20 protein-coding genes are annotated in these 17191 nt (G+C 66.0%); 7 read left to right on the top strand and 13 right to left on the bottom strand.

The annotated features are described in order from the left end of the window. Nucleotides 1-98: 98 nt before the first annotated feature. Nucleotides 99-275: a hypothetical protein gene (locus M9H71_RS23490; protein WP_455407279.1), complete on the top strand. Its 177-nt coding sequence runs from the start codon at nt 99-101 to the stop codon at nt 273-275. Between the two features lie 8 nt (nt 276-283). Here M9H71_RS23490 and M9H71_RS23485 read toward each other — a convergent pair whose 3' ends face one another. From M9H71_RS23485 to M9H71_RS23475, 3 genes are all read right to left on the bottom strand, one after another. After that, nucleotides 284-694, bottom strand: coding sequence for a DUF2000 family protein (locus tag M9H71_RS23485; protein WP_455407278.1), 411 nt, complete (start codon nt 692-694; stop codon nt 284-286). A gap of 60 nt (nt 695-754) precedes the next feature. Then, nucleotides 755-1099: a DUF4189 domain-containing protein gene (locus tag M9H71_RS23480; protein WP_455407294.1), complete on the bottom strand. Its 345-nt coding sequence runs from the start codon at nt 1097-1099 to the stop codon at nt 755-757. A 140-nt stretch (nt 1100-1239) separates the two neighbouring features. After that, complete coding sequence (locus M9H71_RS23475; protein WP_455407277.1) at nt 1240-1992, bottom strand: enoyl-CoA hydratase-related protein; 753 nt, start codon at nt 1990-1992, stop codon at nt 1240-1242. A 100-nt stretch (nt 1993-2092) separates the two neighbouring features. Here M9H71_RS23475 and M9H71_RS23470 point away from each other — a divergent pair, with 100 nt between their 5' ends. Next, on the top strand, nt 2093-2923 hold the full coding sequence (locus M9H71_RS23470; RefSeq protein WP_455407276.1) for a LysR family transcriptional regulator: 831 nt from the start codon (nt 2093-2095) through the stop codon (nt 2921-2923). Here the strand turns inward: M9H71_RS23470 and M9H71_RS23465 are convergent. From M9H71_RS23465 to M9H71_RS23420, 10 genes are all read right to left on the bottom strand, one after another. Continuing rightward, on the bottom strand, nt 2906-4531 hold the full coding sequence (locus M9H71_RS23465) for an NTP transferase domain-containing protein (protein WP_455407275.1): 1626 nt from the start codon (nt 4529-4531) through the stop codon (nt 2906-2908). The genes M9H71_RS23470 and M9H71_RS23465 overlap by 18 nt on opposite strands. Beyond that, nucleotides 4528-5229 (bottom strand): XdhC family protein, encoded by a 702-nt coding sequence (locus M9H71_RS23460; protein ID WP_455407274.1) that lies wholly within the window; start codon nt 5227-5229, stop codon nt 4528-4530. The genes M9H71_RS23465 and M9H71_RS23460 overlap by 4 nt, the downstream gene beginning before the upstream one ends. Before the next feature lie 178 nt (nt 5230-5407). Then, complete coding sequence (locus M9H71_RS23455; protein WP_455407273.1) at nt 5408-5734, bottom strand: XdhC family protein; 327 nt, start codon at nt 5732-5734, stop codon at nt 5408-5410. Nucleotides 5735-5772: 38 nt separating this feature from the next. After that, a complete protein-coding gene (locus tag M9H71_RS23450; protein ID WP_455407272.1) occupies nt 5773-6990 on the bottom strand; it encodes a vWA domain-containing protein in 1218 nt (405 codons plus the stop codon). Nucleotides 6991-7189: 199 nt separating this feature from the next. Continuing rightward, the gene (locus tag M9H71_RS23445; protein WP_455407271.1) at nt 7190-8098 is read right to left on the bottom strand and encodes an AAA family ATPase; all 909 of its coding nucleotides are present in this window, start codon (nt 8096-8098) and stop codon (nt 7190-7192) included. Nucleotides 8099-8117: 19 nt separating this feature from the next. Continuing rightward, nucleotides 8118-8924: an FAD binding domain-containing protein gene (locus M9H71_RS23440; protein WP_455407270.1), complete on the bottom strand. Its 807-nt coding sequence runs from the start codon at nt 8922-8924 to the stop codon at nt 8118-8120. A 75-nt stretch (nt 8925-8999) separates the two neighbouring features. Further along, nucleotides 9000-9485, bottom strand: a complete 486-nt coding sequence (locus M9H71_RS23435) for a (2Fe-2S)-binding protein (protein ID WP_110788535.1) — start codon at nt 9483-9485, stop codon at nt 9000-9002. Between the two features lie 174 nt (nt 9486-9659). After that, nucleotides 9660-10124: a CoxG family protein gene (locus M9H71_RS23430; RefSeq protein WP_011159342.1), complete on the bottom strand. Its 465-nt coding sequence runs from the start codon at nt 10122-10124 to the stop codon at nt 9660-9662. Between the two features lie 194 nt (nt 10125-10318). Beyond that, nucleotides 10319-10846, bottom strand: a complete 528-nt coding sequence (locus M9H71_RS23425; protein WP_455407269.1) for a hypothetical protein — start codon at nt 10844-10846, stop codon at nt 10319-10321. A gap of 316 nt (nt 10847-11162) precedes the next feature. Further along, complete coding sequence (locus M9H71_RS23420; RefSeq protein WP_455407268.1) at nt 11163-11345, bottom strand: hypothetical protein; 183 nt, start codon at nt 11343-11345, stop codon at nt 11163-11165. A 351-nt stretch (nt 11346-11696) separates the two neighbouring features. Between M9H71_RS23420 and M9H71_RS23415 the strand changes: the two genes are divergently transcribed. The 5 genes from M9H71_RS23415 to M9H71_RS23395 all read left to right on the top strand — a co-directional run bounded on the left by M9H71_RS23415 (nt 11697) and on the right by M9H71_RS23395 (nt 16994). Further along, the gene (locus M9H71_RS23415; protein WP_455407267.1) at nt 11697-12614 is read left to right on the top strand and encodes an ABC transporter permease subunit; all 918 of its coding nucleotides are present in this window, start codon (nt 11697-11699) and stop codon (nt 12612-12614) included. A 12-nt stretch (nt 12615-12626) separates the two neighbouring features. Further along, nucleotides 12627-13958: a high-affinity branched-chain amino acid ABC transporter permease LivM gene (livM, locus tag M9H71_RS23410; RefSeq protein ID WP_455407266.1), complete on the top strand. Its 1332-nt coding sequence runs from the start codon at nt 12627-12629 to the stop codon at nt 13956-13958. Continuing rightward, nucleotides 13955-14794, top strand: a complete 840-nt coding sequence (locus M9H71_RS23405; RefSeq protein WP_455407265.1) for an ABC transporter ATP-binding protein — start codon at nt 13955-13957, stop codon at nt 14792-14794. The genes livM and M9H71_RS23405 overlap by 4 nt, the downstream gene beginning before the upstream one ends. Before the next feature lie 175 nt (nt 14795-14969). Beyond that, nucleotides 14970-15710 (top strand): ABC transporter ATP-binding protein, encoded by a 741-nt coding sequence (locus tag M9H71_RS23400; RefSeq protein ID WP_455407264.1) that lies wholly within the window; start codon nt 14970-14972, stop codon nt 15708-15710. Between the two features lie 177 nt (nt 15711-15887). Then, nucleotides 15888-16994: a branched-chain amino acid ABC transporter substrate-binding protein gene (locus M9H71_RS23395; protein WP_455407263.1), complete on the top strand. Its 1107-nt coding sequence runs from the start codon at nt 15888-15890 to the stop codon at nt 16992-16994. Nucleotides 16995-17191: the final 197 nt, after the last annotated feature.

Here is a 17191-nt window from a genome sequence, read left to right as displayed (position 1 = left end):
GCCTAACGAGGCGCTAAGCGGCGCCCGACGAGGCGAACGACCGGGAACGGCCGACAGCACTTGGGATTGTCCTGACAGGAACCTCAGGGAGAGAAAACATGTCGACTGAATGGATATGGGGAATCGGCATTATCGTGCTCGGCATCGCCGTCGCCTACGCACTGATGCGCAACCGGACCCGCAGCGCGGCCGAGAAGCGGACCACCGATGCGGTCACCAAGGAGAATTATCGCGCCGAAGATCTGCAGGAGCGACCACGGCCGATGCCTGAATAACGCACGGCTCAGGCGTGGAACTTGAGGCCGTCGAGGATCTTGTCGACGACCTTGCGATCGGCCCGGACGGCGAGGCCGACCAGCGGCAGGTCCGCCCGTGCGACCGCCTTCACCGCTTCGCGGTTGGCGGCATCGTGCGTGGTCTTGAACATCGCTTCGGTATAGATCGCCGGCTTGACGTTGCGCGCCAGCGCCCGCTCCAGCGCGCGCGATAGCCCTGGCCCGTCGGCGCCGTACACCAGGATCGGCTGACCGATCAACGGATGATACGGCGTGCCGCTGCCGTCTTCATACGGTTCGCCGATGCACTCCGGATACGCCGCGGCGATGCCGGAGGTGAGAAATGCGGCGACGTTCAGTTTCTGCCAGGCTTCGAGATCGGTGCGGATCACGAGCGCGATCTTGGTATCGAACTGCATGCCTGCTGATAGCGCAGCGGGCCGTGCCCGTCACTTCACGATCGCCTCAGGAAACTCCGCTCAGCCCTTGGCGTCGCAGGCCCAGGCGCGGATCACGCATTCCTTGCCGCCATATTCGTAGCAGCGGCGAGTCGCGGCGTTGAGCGACGACGAGATCTTCGGCTCCACCGCGTAGCCGTGGGCGCCGCACGGGTTGCTCATGTCGATCGACAGCGCGGCGCAGGCCCGGCGCATCGTCAGCGTGGTGCAATCGCCCTTGCAGCGCTTGCGCGCCGCCGCGATCGCCGCCTCCTCGGCCGAATAGTCAAAGGCTTGCCCGTAGGAGCCGCATTTGCCGATCGCCAGCGCTCCGGCGGCGTGTGCTGGCGCAAGCAAGTGCAAACAAGCAATCCAAACAGCAATCATCAGCGTGGCCTTGCGCCACGCAGCAATCGACGAATCCAACGTCCCCTCCCCCGAGGTTCAACCCGGGTTCCAAATTATCCGCGAGGCCGTTTCAACTTGGTGAACGAACCGCAAATCGCACCACGGCGTATCGAGGATGATCAGCGCGGCAAACCGCGGCGCGCCAGAAACTGCTCGAGACGCGGCTGAAATTCACCGGCAGCGAAGCTGAGATGAAACAGCCGTCGCTCCAGCGCCAGTCCGTCGGCGAGCCCGACCGACACCGCGCGATCGACCGCCTGTTTGGCGAATCGCACCGCATGGATCGGATGTGTTGCAATTTGAGCAGCGGCTTCGCACGCGGCTGCGCGCGCCGTGCCGTCCTCGACCACCCGGCTGATCAGCCCGATCCGCTCGGCTTCGGCGGCGGAAATCAGCCGGCCGGTGAGCACCAGATCCATCGCACGGGCGCGGCCGATCGCGCGGGCCAGCCTCTGCGTGCCGCCACCGCCCGATAGCGTACCGAGCGCAATCTCGGGATGGCCGAATCTGGCCCCGGCGCCGGCGATCACCAGATCGCACATCTCGATCAGTTCGCAGCCACCGCCGATCGCATAGGCTTCGACAGCCGCAATCAACGGCTTGGTGAACGACGCCAGGCGGTCGCAGCAGCCGGAAAAATCCTCGGCGAGCGCCGTCGCCAGATCGATGCCGTGCATCTCGGCAATGTCGGCCCCGGCGCAGAACACCTCGCGACCGGCGAGCACGACCGCTGCGATCGTCGCGTCTCGCTCCAGCGTCTCCAGCGCCGCCGCCAGATCCGCGATCAGTTGCCGCGACAGCGCATTGCTGGCGCCCGGACGGTTCAGCGTGACCACGCCGACGGCGTCGTTGCGTTCGATCTCTACCAACATCGCCGGCCGTCCTCCTCGCCACAACTTGCGACCGGCGATGTAGCATTCGGCACCGTTCACGATAAAATCGATCATTCTCAATGATTGATAGATAATCTCGATGAATCTGCAGCACCTCCGCTACTTTCTCGCCGTGATGCGCACCGGCTCGGTGTCGCGCGCTGCCGGCGAACTCGGCATCACCCAGCCGACGCTGTCGCAGGCGCTGAAAGGGCTGGAGCGCGAATTCGGCGCACCATTGTTTGCGCCCGACGGCCGCGGCATCCGCGCGCTGCCGAGCGCCAAGCGCCTCGAGGCCAGAGTGCGCACGGCGCTGCAGACGCTGGCGGAGGCGAAGCGCGAGCTGAGCGGACCGCCGCCGGCCCGGCTGAAGCTCGGCGTCCTACCCAGCCTTGCTGCTGACTGGCTGCCGAAGTTGCTGCCCGCCGAGGATGGTGCGATCGAGCTGCTCGAAGCGCCGGCCGACGAACTCGACAAGCTGGTCGCGAGCGGCGGGCTCGATCTGGCGCTGTCGATCGCACCGCATCGCAATCTGCACCGCAAGCTGCTCCTCAGCGAGCCGTTCCGGCTGTTCGTCGGACCTGATCATCCGTGGTCCGGCCGCCGCACCGTGGCGCTGGCCGAACTCGACGGCCAGCCCTTCGTGCTGCGTCAGGGCTGCGAACGCGTCGGCACCGGTCGCCGGCTGCTCAGCACTGCGGGGGTGCGGTTTCGCATCGTCGCCAAGACACGGCAGGAATCCACCGCTGCCGCGCTGGTCGCCGCGGGTCTCGGCTGCACGCTGGCCCCGGCAAGCTGGGGCGGAGCGAGCTTGCGGGCGCTCGACGTCGGCGGACTGACGCTGCAACGCGACGTCACGCTGATCTGGAAACAGGCCACTGGGGCCAAGGCCGCAGCAAAGCTGGCGGCGCGGCTACAGGTCCGATCCTGACGCGCAGCCGATCAGCCGCGCCTGATCGAGCGCTTGCGGGGTGTCGATGTCGAGAAACGCCGCCTCGCCTTCGACCGGCACTTCGGCCACCGCTTCGCCATGCTTGGCAATCAGGTGGCGGGCGCCGACGTCGCCGCCCAGCGTCATCAGCTCGGCGAAGAACCGCCGCGACCACAGCACCGGATTGCCGCGGCGCCCCTCTGCGACCGGCACTACGATCAGCGCGCCGCGATCGGGATCGAACGCGCCGATCATCCGGTCGATCAGCGCGGCGTCGATCAGCGGCATGTCGCCGAGACAGACGATCGCGCCGTCGGCATCCTCGCTGAGCGCCGCGATGCCGGTCTTCACCGACGACGCGATGCCTTGGGCAAAATCCGGATTGTGCACGAAGGTCAGTTCGAGCCCGTGCAACGCCGCCTCGACTTCGCCGGCCTGATGGCCGGTGACGACGATGGTCCGCGCGGCCTGCGAAGCCAGCGCCTGTTCGGCGACGATCCGCACCAGCGGCTTGCCGTTGAGGTCCGCGAGCAGCTTGTTCGGCCCGCCCATTCGCGTGCCGCGCCCGGCGGCGAGCACGACCGCCGCGACGCTGCGGCCGCTCTCGGCGACCGGCACGCGCGGCTGCGGCCGCGTCACGATTTCCATCAGCAACCCGCCGACGCCCATCGCGGTGATGTCGGCGCGGGTGACGCTCAGCCCGGCGAGCAATCGCATCAGCACCCAGTCGAAGCCGTTCTCGACCGGCGAGCGCGCGCAGCCCGGCGCGCCCAGCACCGGCACACCGGAGACCGAGCCGACCAGCAAGAGATTGCCCGGGTCGACCGGCATGCCGAAATGCGCGATGCTGCCGCCGACAGTCCCGATCGCCGCCGGGATCACGTCGCGACGGTCCGCGATCGCCGAGGCGCCGAACACGATCACCATCTCGGCTCCCAGGCCAAGTAACTCCTTGATCGCGGCCGACAGCGCGGTCTCTTCGTGCGCGACGCGGCGCTCGGCAATGATCTCGGCACCGGCCGGCGCCAGCCGCTCGGCCGTCACGCGCAGCGTCTTGTCGATCACCTTGGACGCAAGACCCGGAAGCAACGTCGACACCACGCCGACGCGCTTGATCACGTAAGGCGCCACGCGTAGTGCGCTGCCTTGCGCGGCCGCCACCGCGGCGTCGCGCAGCCGGCCCTCGACGCCGAACGGGATCAGCTTGACGGTGGCCACCATCTCGCCTTCGACCACCGGCTTGAACGCCGGCAGCGTCGCCAGCGTGATCGCCTCATCGACCGCATTGATACGATCGACCGCCGCACGATCGATCACCAGCACCCCGGTCCGTGCCGCGAACAGATTGGCGCGGCCGGTGAAGGCGCGGTCCACCGTGACGCCATCGCCGGCGACCGCGCCCGCGACATCCGCCGCCGCGACGTCCTCGGAGACGTCTCCGGGTTCGAGCTGAACCACCACGATCTCGGCGATGCCCGCCTTCTCCAGCGCGCTGACTTCGGCCGGACCGATCGTCGTGCCCTTCTTCAGCAGCAGTCCATTCTGCCGCAGCGAATGCACGGTGACGCCGCCGATCGCATCGGCCGGACGGCGCGGACCGAACTTCATGCCGCAGCCGCCTTGGACGATGCCGGCAGCCGCAGCGCCGCGGTGATTTCCGCCATGATCGACACCGCGATCTCGGACGGTGACACCGCGCCGATCGCAAGCCCGATCGGCGCGTGAATCCGCCCCAAATCGGCATCAGAGGCGCCCTGCCCCTTCAGCCGCTCCAGCCGCTTGGCATGGGTCTTCTTCGAGCCGAGCGCGCCGATGTAGAAACAGTCGCGGGCGAAGGCGTGCAGCAGCGCCGGATCGTCGATCTTCGGATCGTGCGTCAACGCCACGAAGGCGGTGTAGTGATCGATGTTGAGCGGCGGAAGCGCGACGTCGGGCCACTCGGCGATCAGCGGCACGTCGGGGAAGCGCTCCGGGCTGGCAAAGGCGGTGCGCGGATCGACCACGGTGACGTCGTAGCCGAGCGAGCGCGCCAGCGGCGCCAGCGCCTGGCTGATGTGCACGGCGCCGACGATCACCAGCTTGGCGGTCGGCGCGTAGACGTTGAGGAACAGCTTTTGGCCCTCCACCTCCACCGTCGCGCTCTTGCCCATGCGGAGCTGTTTGTCGAGTTCGGCGGCAAGCGGATCGGCGGCGATGTCGGCGGACTTCACCAACCGCTGCGCGCCGGTCGCGGTGTCGGTGACGACGATCGCCGGGCGCCGCGCGGCGCGTTCGGCGTTGAGTTGCTGCAGGATCTCGAACTTCACAGGCTACGCCCCACTTGCCTAAATCGCACATCAGAACCGAGCCGAAGACAACGGCCCTGGAAGTGAAACTCCGTCATTGCGAGGAGCGAAGCGACGAAGCAATCCAGCTCAGTGCACTGAGCTTCTGGATTGCTTCGCTCCGCTCGCAATGACGGAAAACTCCCAATTTCATGGCGAACTAATCGACCTTTTCGACGAACACCCGGATGGTCCCGCCGCAACTCAGCCCGACCTTCCAGGCAGTCTCGTCGGCAACGCCGAATTCGAGCAGCTTCGGCGTACCGCTGTCGATCACGTCGAGCGCTTCGGTGACGACGGCGCCTTCGACGCAGCCGCCCGACACTGAGCCGAGAAAGGTGCCCTCGTCATTGATCACCAGGCTGGAGCCTGCCGGGCGCGGCGCCGATCCCCAGGTTTCGACAACGGTGGCGAGCGCCACGCCGCGGCCGGCTTTGCGCCAGTTCTCGGCGGCCCGCAGGATGTCTTCGTCGCGATCGAGCTGCATGGAGGCGTCTCCTCTTGCTTGGCTGTTGCTAGTGCCGGTCAGGCGACGGAACGGATCGTGCTGAAATGGTGCGGCGGCGGTACCGACGACAGCGCCGCGATCAGCGTGTGCATCGAGGTCAAATTATGCACCGGACGGAATTCGTCAACGTGGGGTAGCATCATTTTGATGCCCTGGGCGCGCGGCTCGAAGCCGTCGTAGCGCAGCAGCGGATTGAGCCAGATCAGCCGGCGGCAGGAGCGATGCAGCCGGTCGATCTCGAACGCCAGCTTGGAGTCGCTCTCGCGCTCCAGCCCGTCGGAGATCAGGAGCACGATCGCGCCTTGCCCGAGCACCCGTCGCGCCCACAGCTTGTTGAAGCTGTGCAGCGAGGTCGCGATCCGCGTGCCGCCGGCCCAATCCTCGACCGAGGAGGTGCAACTCGCGAGCGCTTCGTCCGGATCGCGCTGGCGCAGCGCGCGGGTGACGTTGGTCAGCCGCGTGCCGAACAGGAAGGTCGAGACCCGCTTGCGATCGTCGGTGATGGCATGGAGGAAGTGCAGGAACAGCCTGGTGTACTCGCTCATCGAGCCCGAGATATCGAGCAGCGCCACGATCGGCGCCGGCTTGTCGATCAGGCCGAGCCGCTTGATGTCGACGACCTCGCCGCCGGTCCGCAACGACACGCGCAAGGTGCGGCGCAGGTCGAGCTTCAGGCCGCGACGATCCGGCCTGACCCGCCGGGTGCGCAGCTCGGCCTGCGGCAACCTCATCCGCTCGATCGCGCGGGTGACTTCGGCGATCTCCGCCGCGCTCATCTGCGCGAAGTCCTTCTTCTGCAGGATCTCCTTGTCGGAGACGGCGAGACGCAATTCCTGCTCCTCGGCCGACGGCATGTCGCGGGTCGCCGCCGGCGACATCGCTTCCTGCACCCGGCGCGAGGCCGGCGGCGGCTTCTTCTTGGCGGCGTCCGGCAGCGGGATCGAGTCCAGCATGTGCTGCCAATCTTCGGCGGCGCGGAAGAACAGCGCGAACGCCTGATCGAAGATCAACAGATGCTCGCGGCGCTTGACGAAGATCGCCTCCAGCGTGGCGTAGAGATCGTCGCGATGGCCGATCTCGATCAGTTGCAGCGCATCCAGCGCATCGATCACCGCCCCCGGCCCGACCGGCAACCCCGCCGCCCGCAGCGCCCGCGCAAAGCCGACCACATTGTCCGCCATCTTGCCGGTCGGAGGATTGAGATGGTCGATCATCGCGGTCGGGTTACGCTGCATCTGACAACAACCTATCCGTCTGTCGTTCCGGGGCGCGCGCAGCCTGCTCCCTCTCCCGCTTGCGGGAGAGGGGTGGGGTGAGGGCGACGCGAGCACAGTGCCTGGGGCTCCCCCACCCCAGCCCTCCCCCGCAAGCGGGAGAGGGGGCGCACTGCCGCTGTAGCAAAGGCCGAGCTTCACAACGAACGCAAGAGTCTGACTACCTCTCGCTCGTCGCGTCCTTGACCAGTTTCTGCACGGTGTCGCCCTGCATTCGGGCGATGTCGTCCTGGTACTTGAGCAGCGCGCCGAGGGTGTCGCCGACGACTTCCGCCGTGAGCGCGCGGGCATCGAGCTCGGTCAGCGCGGTCGCCCAATCGAGCGTTTCGGCGACGCCGGGCGATTTGTAGAAATCCTGCTGTCGCAGCGCCTGAACGAAGTTCACCACTTGCTGCGACAGCTTGGCCGAGATCCCCGGCACGCGCGACTTGACGATCGCCAGCTCACGTTCGGCGTTCGGATAGTCGACCCAGTGATACAGACAGCGCCGCTTCAGCGCGTCGTGGATCTCGCGGGTGCGGTTGGAGGTGACGATCACGATCGGCGGCGTCGGCGCCTTGATGGTGCCGAATTCCGGAATGGTGACCTGGAAGTCGCTGAGCACTTCGAGCAGATAGGCCTCGAACGCCTCGTCGGCGCGGTCGAGCTCGTCGATCAGCAGCACCGGCGCACCCGCCGTGTCCGGCTCCAGCGCCTGCAGCAGCGGGCGCTTGATCAGGAAGCGCTCGGAGAAGATGTCGCTGGAGAGCTGGTCGCGGTCGGTGTCGCCGGCGGCTTCGGCCAGCCGGATCGCGATCATCTGCGCTGACGAATTCCACTCGTACACCGCGGAAGCGACGTCGAGTCCCTCGTAGCACTGCAGCCGGATCAGCCGGCGGCCGAGCGCGGCCGACAGCACCTTGGCGATCTCGGTCTTGCCGACGCCGGCCTCGCCTTCGAGAAACAGCGGCCGGCCCATCCGCAGCGCCAGAAACACCACCGTCGCCAGCGACCGTTCGGCCAAGTACCCGCGGCTCGTCAGCAGTTCGAGCGTGGCGTCGACGGAGGCGGGAGGCGCGGTCGCGGTCATGGCCGATCCGGTTGCAGGCTCACGCCTTGCCGTTGGCGGCGTCGACCGCACGCTTGGTGAGCACGCCGATCAGATGCGCGCGATATTCGGCGCTGCCGTGCAGATCGCTGTTCAGCCCATCGGCCGAGACGTGCAGGCCGTCGAGCGCCTTGGAATTGAACCGCGTCTTCAGCGCTTCTTCGAACGCAGTGACGCGGAAGACGCCGTCGGCGCCGGCGCCGGTGACCGCGACCCGGACATCCGACGGACGACGGGCAACGAACACGCCGACCAGCGCGTAGCGCGACGCCTGGTTGCGGAATTTGATGTAGGCGGCCTTCTTCGGCAGCGGAAACTGCACCTTGGTGATGATCTCGTCCGGCTCCAGCGCGGTCGCGTACATGCCCTGGAAGAACTCTTCGGCCTTCAGCTTGCGCTTGTTGGTGACCACGGTGGCGCCGAGCGCCAGCACGGCGGCCGGATAGTCCGCGGTCGGGTCGTTATTGGCGAGCGAGCCGCCGATCGTGCCCTTGTGGCGCACCGCCGGATCGCCGATCAGCGACGCCAATTCGGCCAGCGCCGGGATCGCCTCGCCGACGATCGCCGAGTTCGCAACTTCGGCGTGCTTGGCCGTGGCGCCGATCACCAGCGAGCGGCCCTTCATCTCGATGCCGTTCAGGCCTTCGATGTGCGACAGATCGATCAGATGCGGCGGCGCCGCGAGGCGCTGCTTCATCACCGGCAACAGCGTGTGGCCGCCCGCGATCAGCTTGGCGTCCTCGTGCTTCAGCAGCAGATTGGCGGCCTGGCGAACGGTCCCGGGGCGGTGATATTTGAATTCGTACATTGCGCTTCCCTGAGCTTCCTGCGTCTCGTTGGGTGTGCCGCGCGGCCTCGTTGAAGCGGGCCGACGCAGAGCCGGTCAGGTGCGGTCGGAGTTCGCCATCGCCTTGGCGCCGGCCGCGATCGACACCACGATGTTCTGATAGCCGGTGCAGCGGCAGAGATTGCCTTCGAGCTCTTCGCGGATCGTCTCGTCGGAGAGGTCGTGGCCCTTGCGGTGCACCATGTCGACGGCGGTCATGATCATGCCCGGCGTGCAGAAGCCGCATTGCAGGCCGTGATTCTCGCGGAAGGCTTCCTGCATCGGATGCAGCGGCGCGCCGTCGGCGGCGAGCCCTTCGATCGTCGTCACTTCATGGCCGTCGGCCATCACAGCGAGCGTGGTGCAGGACTTCACCGCCTTGCCGTCGAGATGCACGACGCAGGCGCCGCACTGCGAGGTATCGCAGCCGACATGGGTGCCGGTGAGGCGCAGGTTCTCGCGCAGAAACTGCACCAGCAGCGTGCGCGGATCGACATTCGCGGTCACGGGATTGCCATTGACGATCAGGGAAATCTTGGCCATCGGCCCTCTCTTCAATGCGCACCGCCGCGTTGCACGGCGATCACTCGTCTTTTAGTTGTGTTTCTTGAACCGATCTTACGGGGCAACCCCAGGATCGGCAACCGCGAACGGCCCCGGCCGCGCCGGACCCGCGGCCGTGTAATGACATCCGCGTGATCACGCGCCGCAGCGCGGTCACGCCGCGCCGTTGCCGTTCTGCACTGCCTTGGAGAAGTTGGCGAAGAACTCGTCGGCGAGCTTCTTGGCCGAGCCGTTGATCAGCCGCTGCCCGAGCTGCGCCAGCTTGCCGCCGATATGCGCTTCGACATCGTAGGACAAGAGCGTGCCGCCGTCCTTGTCGGACAGGCCGACCGTGGCGCCGCCCTTGGCGAAGCCGGCGACGCCGCCCTCGCCTTCTCCGGTGATCTTGTAGCCGTTTGGCGGATCGAGATCGGACAGCGTCACCTTGCCCTTGAAGCGGGCCGACACCGGGCCGACTTTCAACTTGGCGACGGCGCGAAAACCGCTGTCGTCTTCGGTCTTTTCCAATTCCTCGCATCCGGGAATGCAGACCTTCAGCACTTCCGGATCGTTGAGCTTGCTCCACACCAAATCTTTCGGCGCGTCCAGTTGGACTTCGCCGTTCATCGTCATGGCCATGGATATTTCCTCCCGGATCGGCGCACCGCCTCGGTCAGCGGCATTGCGACTACTTAAGCATGCCGGACGGCAAAGAAAAAGTATCGCAACACCGCCCCCAGCAATCGGTGGCGATAACAGCTATGCGGCGGATGAGATAGGTAGCGCCCGGTCCGAGCGCCAGCGTCAAGCCGCCGCGACCGTCGGGACAGCGATCAGGAGCGTTGCGCCGCGGCCGGATAGTTCGATTGAAGCGCCGCCGGGCTGGGACGCGATGCAGCCGCAGATTGCGTCGAGGGCTCCACCAGCATCAAAATTGCGGTGCCGAGAAACAGCAGCAATTCGGTGGCGTGCAGCCGCATCGCTTCCGGCTCGGCGACCTGCGAGGCCATCACCATGCTGGCGAACGAGATCACGCTGCCGAGCGTGAGCGCGAAGGCCAGGGCTTCGTTACAACCGCCGGACAGACGGACCGAGGGTCGTGTCAGCAGCGCCGAAAACACCAGCAGGAAACCGGCGACCGTCAGCTTGGCCAGCGCCAGCAGCCACGCCATTTTCATCGTCGCGACTGCGCCGAGATGCAGATGATCGCTGACGAAGATCGCCACCGAGATGTTGGGACGGTCGTACAGCGCGTGAATCGGCGAGACGATCAGGCGATACGCGACGATCAGCCAAGTGGGTGCGATATAGGCGGCGAGCAGGACGCCGTTCACCGAGCTGATCCGCCAATCCGTCTTCATTATCGTATCCCGCCAGCCAGAGCGCGCCGAATCCAAGCCGCGCTCGAAGAGCTAACCCCAGGTTAACGATAAGCGGCAACGGAAACGTTTCATTAACCTTAACGGAAGGTCGTAGGCTGTGGACGACGGCCGGGCGCGCCCATTTGACGTCATTCGGCACGAAACTTGCGTTGGCCTGGAGGTGACATCGCGCGAAATGATCAACCTACAGACGCGGAGAGCCCCGCCATCGGGCGGGGCTCCCTGCTGTCGCTGCGGCGCACGGCCGTCTGGAGAAAGCCGTGGCCGGGCGAATTCGGCGCCAGGGGCCGGCGCGCTAGCGGCCTTGGCCACCGTGTTGCTGGCCACCGTGTTGCTGGCCGCCCTGCTGCCGGTCCGGCATATGCCCCGAACGGCCGGGATCCTGCTGCTGCTGACCCGGACGCGCGCTGCCGCTCTGCTGCTGCTGGCCACCCGAGCTTCGGTTCGGGTTCGGAGTCTGCTGGTTCTGATTCGACATCGTGGGTCTCCTTCAACCGAGTGTCGCACCCGCACCAACAACGATGAGTCCGCCCCTGGGGTTGCGCGCTTACTCGTGATCTTTGCGCGGCTTTTGCACGGCAGCATCGCGCCGGACGGAACCGAACTGATCGACCTCGCCGTCCACAGGGAAGAAGGTTGTAATCGGCTGCTGTTGCCGCGATCGCGACCCACTGTTAGAAAATTACGAAGCGAAGCGACGTTCCGGCTGCCGGGGCCCTCGCCGCATCGTGTGTGCAATGCGAGCGCGATCTCTGCCGCGGGGCCGTTTGCGTCGCGTTCCACGATGTTCCGAGTCCCGATCTTTCGACTCCTCTGACGACGGCAGCGCATGGACTATTTCGCCCAGCAGCTCATCAACGGCCTCGTGCTCGGCTCGATCTACGGTCTGATCGCGATCGGTTACACGATGGTGTACGGCATCGTCGGCATGATCAACTTCGCCCATGGCGACATCTTCATGATCGGCGGCTTCATCGCCCTGATCAGCTTCCTGATCCTGGTGTCGTTCGGTCTCACCTTCGTGCCGTTGATCCTTCTGGTGGTGCTGCTGGTGTCGATGGCGATCACCGCGCTGTACGGCTGGACGGTCGAGCGCATCGCCTATCGCCCCTTGCGGCATTCGTTCCGCCTCGCCCCGATGCTGTCGGCGATCGGCATGTCGTTCGTACTGATGAACTACGCCCAGGTGTCGCAGGGCGCTCGCGTCAAGCCGGTGCCGCCGATCATCACCGGCGGCTACACGCTGCACGAGAGCGCCGACGGCTTCAACGTGCAGCTCTCCAATGTGCAGATTGTGGTGGTGGTCACCACGGTCATTCTGCTCGGCATCTTCACCTGGCTGGTAGCGAAGACCCGGCTCGGCCGCGACATGCGCGCCTGCGAGCAGGATCAGACCATGGCGGCGCTGCTCGGCGTCGACGTCGACCGCACCATTTCGATGACCTTCGTGATCGGCGCCGCGCTCGCCTCGGTCGCGGGCATGATGTACCTGCTGTATTATGGTCTGGTCGACTTCTTCATGGGCTTCATCGCCGGCATCAAGGCATTCACCGCAGCCGTGCTCGGTGGCATCGGCTCGCTGCCGGGCGCGATGCTCGGCGGCCTCCTGATCGGCCTGATCGAGACCTTCTGGTCGGCCTATTTCTCGGTCGAGTACAAGGACGTCGCGGCGTTTTCGATCCTGATCATCGTGCTGATCTTCATGCCGACCGGCCTGCTCGGCCGGCCGGAAGTCGAAAAAGTCTGAGCGGGCGCCGACGTGGCAAAACTCGCGCACGCTGCCGCAGCCTCCGCCACCGCCGCCAATGTCGGCGTCGGCTTCATCTTGAAGAAAGCCCTGATCAGCGCCCTGGTGGCGCTGGTTTTGTTTTCGCTGATGATCGGTGTCCGCACCGAGGCCGGTCCCGAAGGCGGCCTGATCTACTGGACGCGGTTCGGCGACCTCGCCGGGATGGTCGGCGGCGTGTTCGTCGGCTCGATCGTGGTCGAGCTGCTGCGAATGTGGTGGGGGCCGGTCGACACCTCGAAGATGATGCCGGCCGGCGCGCGCAAGACGCTTGGCCGCGCCAGCCGCCTCGTCGGCCCGGCGCTCTTGATCTTCACCGTGCTGGTGCCGGTGATCTTCTATAATCAGCGCTACATTCTCGATCTCGGCATCCTGGTGCTGACTTACGTGATGCTCGGCTGGGGGCTGAACATCGTGGTCGGCCTCGCCGGCCTGCTCGACCTCGGCTACGTCGCGTTCTATGCGGTCGGTGCTTACGCCTACGCGCTGCTCGCCACCAATTTCGGCCTGTCGTTCTGGATCTGCCTGCCGCTCGCCGGCATCCTTGCGGCGTTCTGGGGCGTGATCCTCGGCTTTCCGGTGCTGCGGCTGCGCGGCGACTATCTCGCCATCGTCACGCTGGCATTCGGCGAAATCATCCGCCTCGTCATCATCAATTGGCAAACGCTGACCGGCGGCCCGAACGGAGTCAGCGGCATTCCGCGCCCCACCCTGTTCGGCATTCCGCTGACACCGGGACCGAACGGGCTGGCGGCGCACCTCGGCATTCCGTTCTCGCCGACCCATCGCCTCGTGTTCCTGTTCTATCTGATCCTGATCCTGGCGCTGCTCACCAACTGGGCCACGATCCGGCTGCGCCGGTTGCCGATCGGACGCGCCTGGGAAGCGTTGCGCGAGGACGAGGTCGCCTGCCGTGCGCTCGGCATCAACACCACCACGACCAAGCTGACCGCCTTCGCCACCGGCGCGCTGTTCGGCGGCTTCGCCGGCGCGTTCTTCGCCACCCGGCAGGGCTTCATCTCGCCGGAATCCTTCACCTTCCAGGAATCCGCGCTGGTGCTGGCGATCGTCGTGCTGGGCGGCATGGGCTCGCAGCTCGGCGTCGCGCTCGCCGCGGTCGCGTTGATCGGCGGCTTCGAGCTGTTCCGCGGGCTCGATCAGTTCCGCATGCTGGTGTTCGGCATGGCGATGGTGCTGCTGATGATCTGGCGGCCGCGCGGCCTGATCGGCCACCGCGCCCCGACCGTGTATCTGCAGCACAAGCAGGCGATCTCGTCCGACCTCGTCAAGGAAGGCCACGGATGAGCAGCGCTGCCGAAATCCTTCAGGTCGACCGCCTGACCATGCAGTTCGGCGGCATCGTCGCCGTCAACGAACTGTCGTTCACGGCGCAGCAGGGCAAGATCACCGCACTGATCGGTCCGAACGGCGCCGGCAAGACCACGGTGTTCAACTGCATCACCGGCTTCTACAAGCCGACTGCGGGCAGAATCAGCCTCGCCCATGCCGACGGATCGAGCTATCGGCTCGACCGGCTCGGCGACTTCCGCATCACCAAGATCGCCAAGGTCGCGCGCACCTTCCAGAACATCCGGCTGTTCGCCGGGATGACCGCGCTGGAGAACCTGCTGGTGGCGCAGCACAACGCGCTGATGCGCGCCTCCGGCCTCACCTTTCTCGGCCTGTTCGGCGCGCCGTCCTGGCGCGCGGCGGAAAAGCAGGCGATCGAGCGAGCCACCTTCTGGCTTGAGCAGATCGGGCTGCAGGACCGCGCCGACGACGCCGCCGGCAACCTGCCCTACGGTGATCAGCGCCGGCTGGAAATCGCGCGGGCGATGTGCACCGAGCCGGTGCTGCTCTGTCTCGACGAGCCGGCCGCCGGCCTCAACGCCCGCGAGAGCGCCGAGCTGAGCGAATTGCTGCTGTCGATCCGTAACGACCGCGGCACCTCGATCCTGCTGATCGAGCACGACATGAGCGTGGTGATGGAAATCTCCGACCACGTCGTCGTGCTCGACTACGGCGTCAAGATCGCCGACGGCACGCCGGCCGAGATCCGCGACGATCCCCGCGTCATCGCCGCCTATCTGGGCGTCGAGGACGAAGAGGTCGAGGCCGTCGAGCAGGAGCTCGGGCTGTGAGAGCCTTGCTACATAGTCCGTCGTCATGTCCGGCCTTGTCCCGGGCATCCACGATCGTCATTGCGAGCGAAGCGAAGCAATCCAGGAGCTCCGTGCACTGGGCTCCTGGATTGCTTCGTCGCTGCGCTCCTCGCAATGACAAACGGGGGCGCTGGGTGTTCGGCGAGGTCGTATCATGACATCCACCGCTCCCCTCCTCCGCATCGAAGGCCTCCGCGCCGCCTATGGCAAGATCGAGGCGTTGAAGGGCGTCGACCTTGCGATTCAGCCGGGCGAGATCGTGGCGCTGATCGGCGCCAATGGCGCCGGCAAGTCGACGCTGATGATGTCGATCTTCGGCAAGCCACGCGCCAAGGCCGGCCGCATCGTGTTCGACGGAATCGACATCACCACGATGCCGACCCACCAGATCGCGCGGATGAGCATCGCGCAATCGCCGGAGGGCCGCCGCATCTTTCCGCGGATGAGTGTCGCCGAAAATCTGCAGATGGGCGCCGACGCCGGCGAAGGCAGCGACGACGAGCGCGCCGCCACGCTGGAGCGCGTGCTGACGCTGTTCCCGCGGCTGCGCGAACGCTTCGGTCAGCGCGGCGGCACGCTCTCTGGCGGCGAACAGCAGATGCTTGCGATCGGCCGCGCGCTGATGAGCCGGCCGCGGCTACTCCTGCTCGACGAACCGTCGCTCGGCCTCGCGCCGCTGATCACCCGGCAGATCTTCGATGCGATCCGCACCTTGAACAAGCAGGACGGCCTCACCGTGCTGATCGTCGAGCAGAACGCCAACCACGCGCTGAAGCTGGCACACCGCGGCTACGTGCTGGTCAACGGGCTGATCACCATGAGCGGTTCCGGAGCCGAATTGCTGGCGCGGCCCGAGGTGCGTGCCGCTTACCTCGAAGGCGGTCGTAAGGTGTGAGGTAATCCCTCCCCGAAGGCGCGAGCCCTGCGGCACAATGCGGCAACCGGGTGCCGCCCGCGCCGTATTTTGTCGATGACTTGTCGTGAAAATCAGCCAACAATGCCGGCCGGTTAGGCGCTTCGGGCAGGCTGGAGCGCGGCTATTCGTTTGCAAATCCATCGCAAGGATTCATCGATGAAACTGAAACTTCTCGGTTTGGCATTCGGCGCCTCGCTGGCGCTCTCGACCACGGCGCTGGCGCAGGACATCAAGGTCTCTGTCGCCGGCCCGATGACCGGAGGCGAATCCGCGTTCGGACGACAGCTCAAGAACGGCGCCGAACAGGCGGTGATCGACCTCAACGCCAAGGGCGGGCTGCTCGGCAAGAAGCTGGTGCTCGACGTCGAAGACGACGCCTGCGATCCAAAGCAGGCGCGCTCGGTCGCCGAGAAGATCGCCGGCGACGGCATCCCGTTCGTCGCCGGGCATTTCTGCTCGTCGTCGTCGATCCCGGCGTCGGAAGCCTATGCCGACGGCAACGTGCTGCAGATCACCCCGGCCTCGACCAACCCGCTGTTCACCGAGCGCAAGCTGTGGAACGTGCTGCGCGTCTGCGGCCGTGACGATCAGCAGGGCCTGGTCGCCGCCGAGTACATCCTGAAGAACTTCAAGGGCAAGAACGTCGCCATCCTCAACGACAAGACCACCTACGGCAAGGGTCTGGCCGACGAGACCAAGAAGGCGCTGAACAAGGCCGGCTTCCAGGAGAAGATGTTCGAGTCCTACAACAAGGGCGACAACGACTTTAACTCGATCGTGTCGCGGCTGAAGCGCGACGCCATCGATCTGGTGTATATCGGCGGTTATCACCGCGAGGCTGGCCTGATCCTGCGCCAGATGCGCGACCAGGGCCTCAGCACCGTGATGATGGCCGGCGACGCGATGAACGACAAGGAATTCGCCTCGATCACCGGCCCGCTCGCCGAGGGAACGCTGTTCACCTTCGGCCCCGACCCGCGCAACAAGCCGACCGCCAAGCAGATCGTCGAGACCTTCAAGGGCAAGGGCATCGATCCGGAAGGCTACACGCTGTACACCTACGCCGCGTTCCAGGTGTGGTCGCAGGCCGTCGAGAAGGCGAAGTCGACCGACCCGAAGAAGGTGATCGACACCATCAAGGCCGGCGAGTGGGACACCGTGCTCGGCAAGATGGCGTTCGACGCCAAGGGCGACATCAAGGCGATCGACTACGTCGTCTACAAATGGGACGCCAAGGGCAACTACGCGGAGATCAATCCTTAAGCTAATCGAGGGGGTGTGAGGCGAGGTCCTCACATCCCTGACAGCGTCATGCGCGGGCTTGACCCGCGCATCCATCCGCAAACAAAGAAGCCCACGCCGCATCGCCTTTCGCGAAGATGACGGATTGCCGGGTCGAGCCCGGCATTGACGTGGTTGGTAAGTAGACCCGTCCCCCAAGACAAACGTCATGCGCGGGC

The organism is Rhodopseudomonas parapalustris (genome assembly GCF_053772255.1).
The sequence above is the reverse complement of the archived record's forward strand: the minus strand, read 5'-3'. Positions and strand labels throughout refer to the sequence as shown.

Coding starts and splice junctions, on each gene's coding strand:
- M9H71_RS23470 (WP_455407276.1), top strand. CDS start 2,093: ATGAATCTGCAGCACCTCCGCTACTTTCTCGCCGTGATGCGCACCGGC.
- M9H71_RS23485 (WP_455407278.1), bottom strand. CDS start 694: ATGCAGTTCGATACCAAGATCGCGCTCGTGATCCGCACCGATCTCGAA.
- M9H71_RS23440 (WP_455407270.1), bottom strand. CDS start 8,924: ATGTACGAATTCAAATATCACCGCCCCGGGACCGTTCGCCAGGCCGCC.
- M9H71_RS23430 (WP_011159342.1), bottom strand. CDS start 10,124: ATGGCCATGACGATGAACGGCGAAGTCCAACTGGACGCGCCGAAAGAT.
- M9H71_RS23480 (WP_455407294.1), bottom strand. CDS start 1,099: ATGATTGCTGTTTGGATTGCTTGTTTGCACTTGCTTGCGCCAGCACAC.
- M9H71_RS23450 (WP_455407272.1), bottom strand. CDS start 6,990: ATGCAGCGTAACCCGACCGCGATGATCGACCATCTCAATCCTCCGACC.
- M9H71_RS23465 (WP_455407275.1), bottom strand. CDS start 4,531: ATGAAGTTCGGTCCGCGCCGTCCGGCCGATGCGATCGGCGGCGTCACC.
- M9H71_RS23405 (WP_455407265.1), top strand. CDS start 13,955: ATGAGCAGCGCTGCCGAAATCCTTCAGGTCGACCGCCTGACCATGCAG.
- M9H71_RS23395 (WP_455407263.1), top strand. CDS start 15,888: ATGAAACTGAAACTTCTCGGTTTGGCATTCGGCGCCTCGCTGGCGCTC.
- M9H71_RS23420 (WP_455407268.1), bottom strand. CDS start 11,345: ATGTCGAATCAGAACCAGCAGACTCCGAACCCGAACCGAAGCTCGGGT.
- M9H71_RS23490 (WP_455407279.1), top strand. CDS start 99: ATGTCGACTGAATGGATATGGGGAATCGGCATTATCGTGCTCGGCATC.
- M9H71_RS23415 (WP_455407267.1), top strand. CDS start 11,697: ATGGACTATTTCGCCCAGCAGCTCATCAACGGCCTCGTGCTCGGCTCG.
- M9H71_RS23455 (WP_455407273.1), bottom strand. CDS start 5,734: ATGCAGCTCGATCGCGACGAAGACATCCTGCGGGCCGCCGAGAACTGG.
- M9H71_RS23400 (WP_455407264.1), top strand. CDS start 14,970: ATGACATCCACCGCTCCCCTCCTCCGCATCGAAGGCCTCCGCGCCGCC.
- M9H71_RS23475 (WP_455407277.1), bottom strand. CDS start 1,992: ATGTTGGTAGAGATCGAACGCAACGACGCCGTCGGCGTGGTCACGCTG.
- M9H71_RS23445 (WP_455407271.1), bottom strand. CDS start 8,098: ATGACCGCGACCGCGCCTCCCGCCTCCGTCGACGCCACGCTCGAACTG.
- M9H71_RS23425 (WP_455407269.1), bottom strand. CDS start 10,846: ATGAAGACGGATTGGCGGATCAGCTCGGTGAACGGCGTCCTGCTCGCC.
- M9H71_RS23435 (WP_110788535.1), bottom strand. CDS start 9,485: ATGGCCAAGATTTCCCTGATCGTCAATGGCAATCCCGTGACCGCGAAT.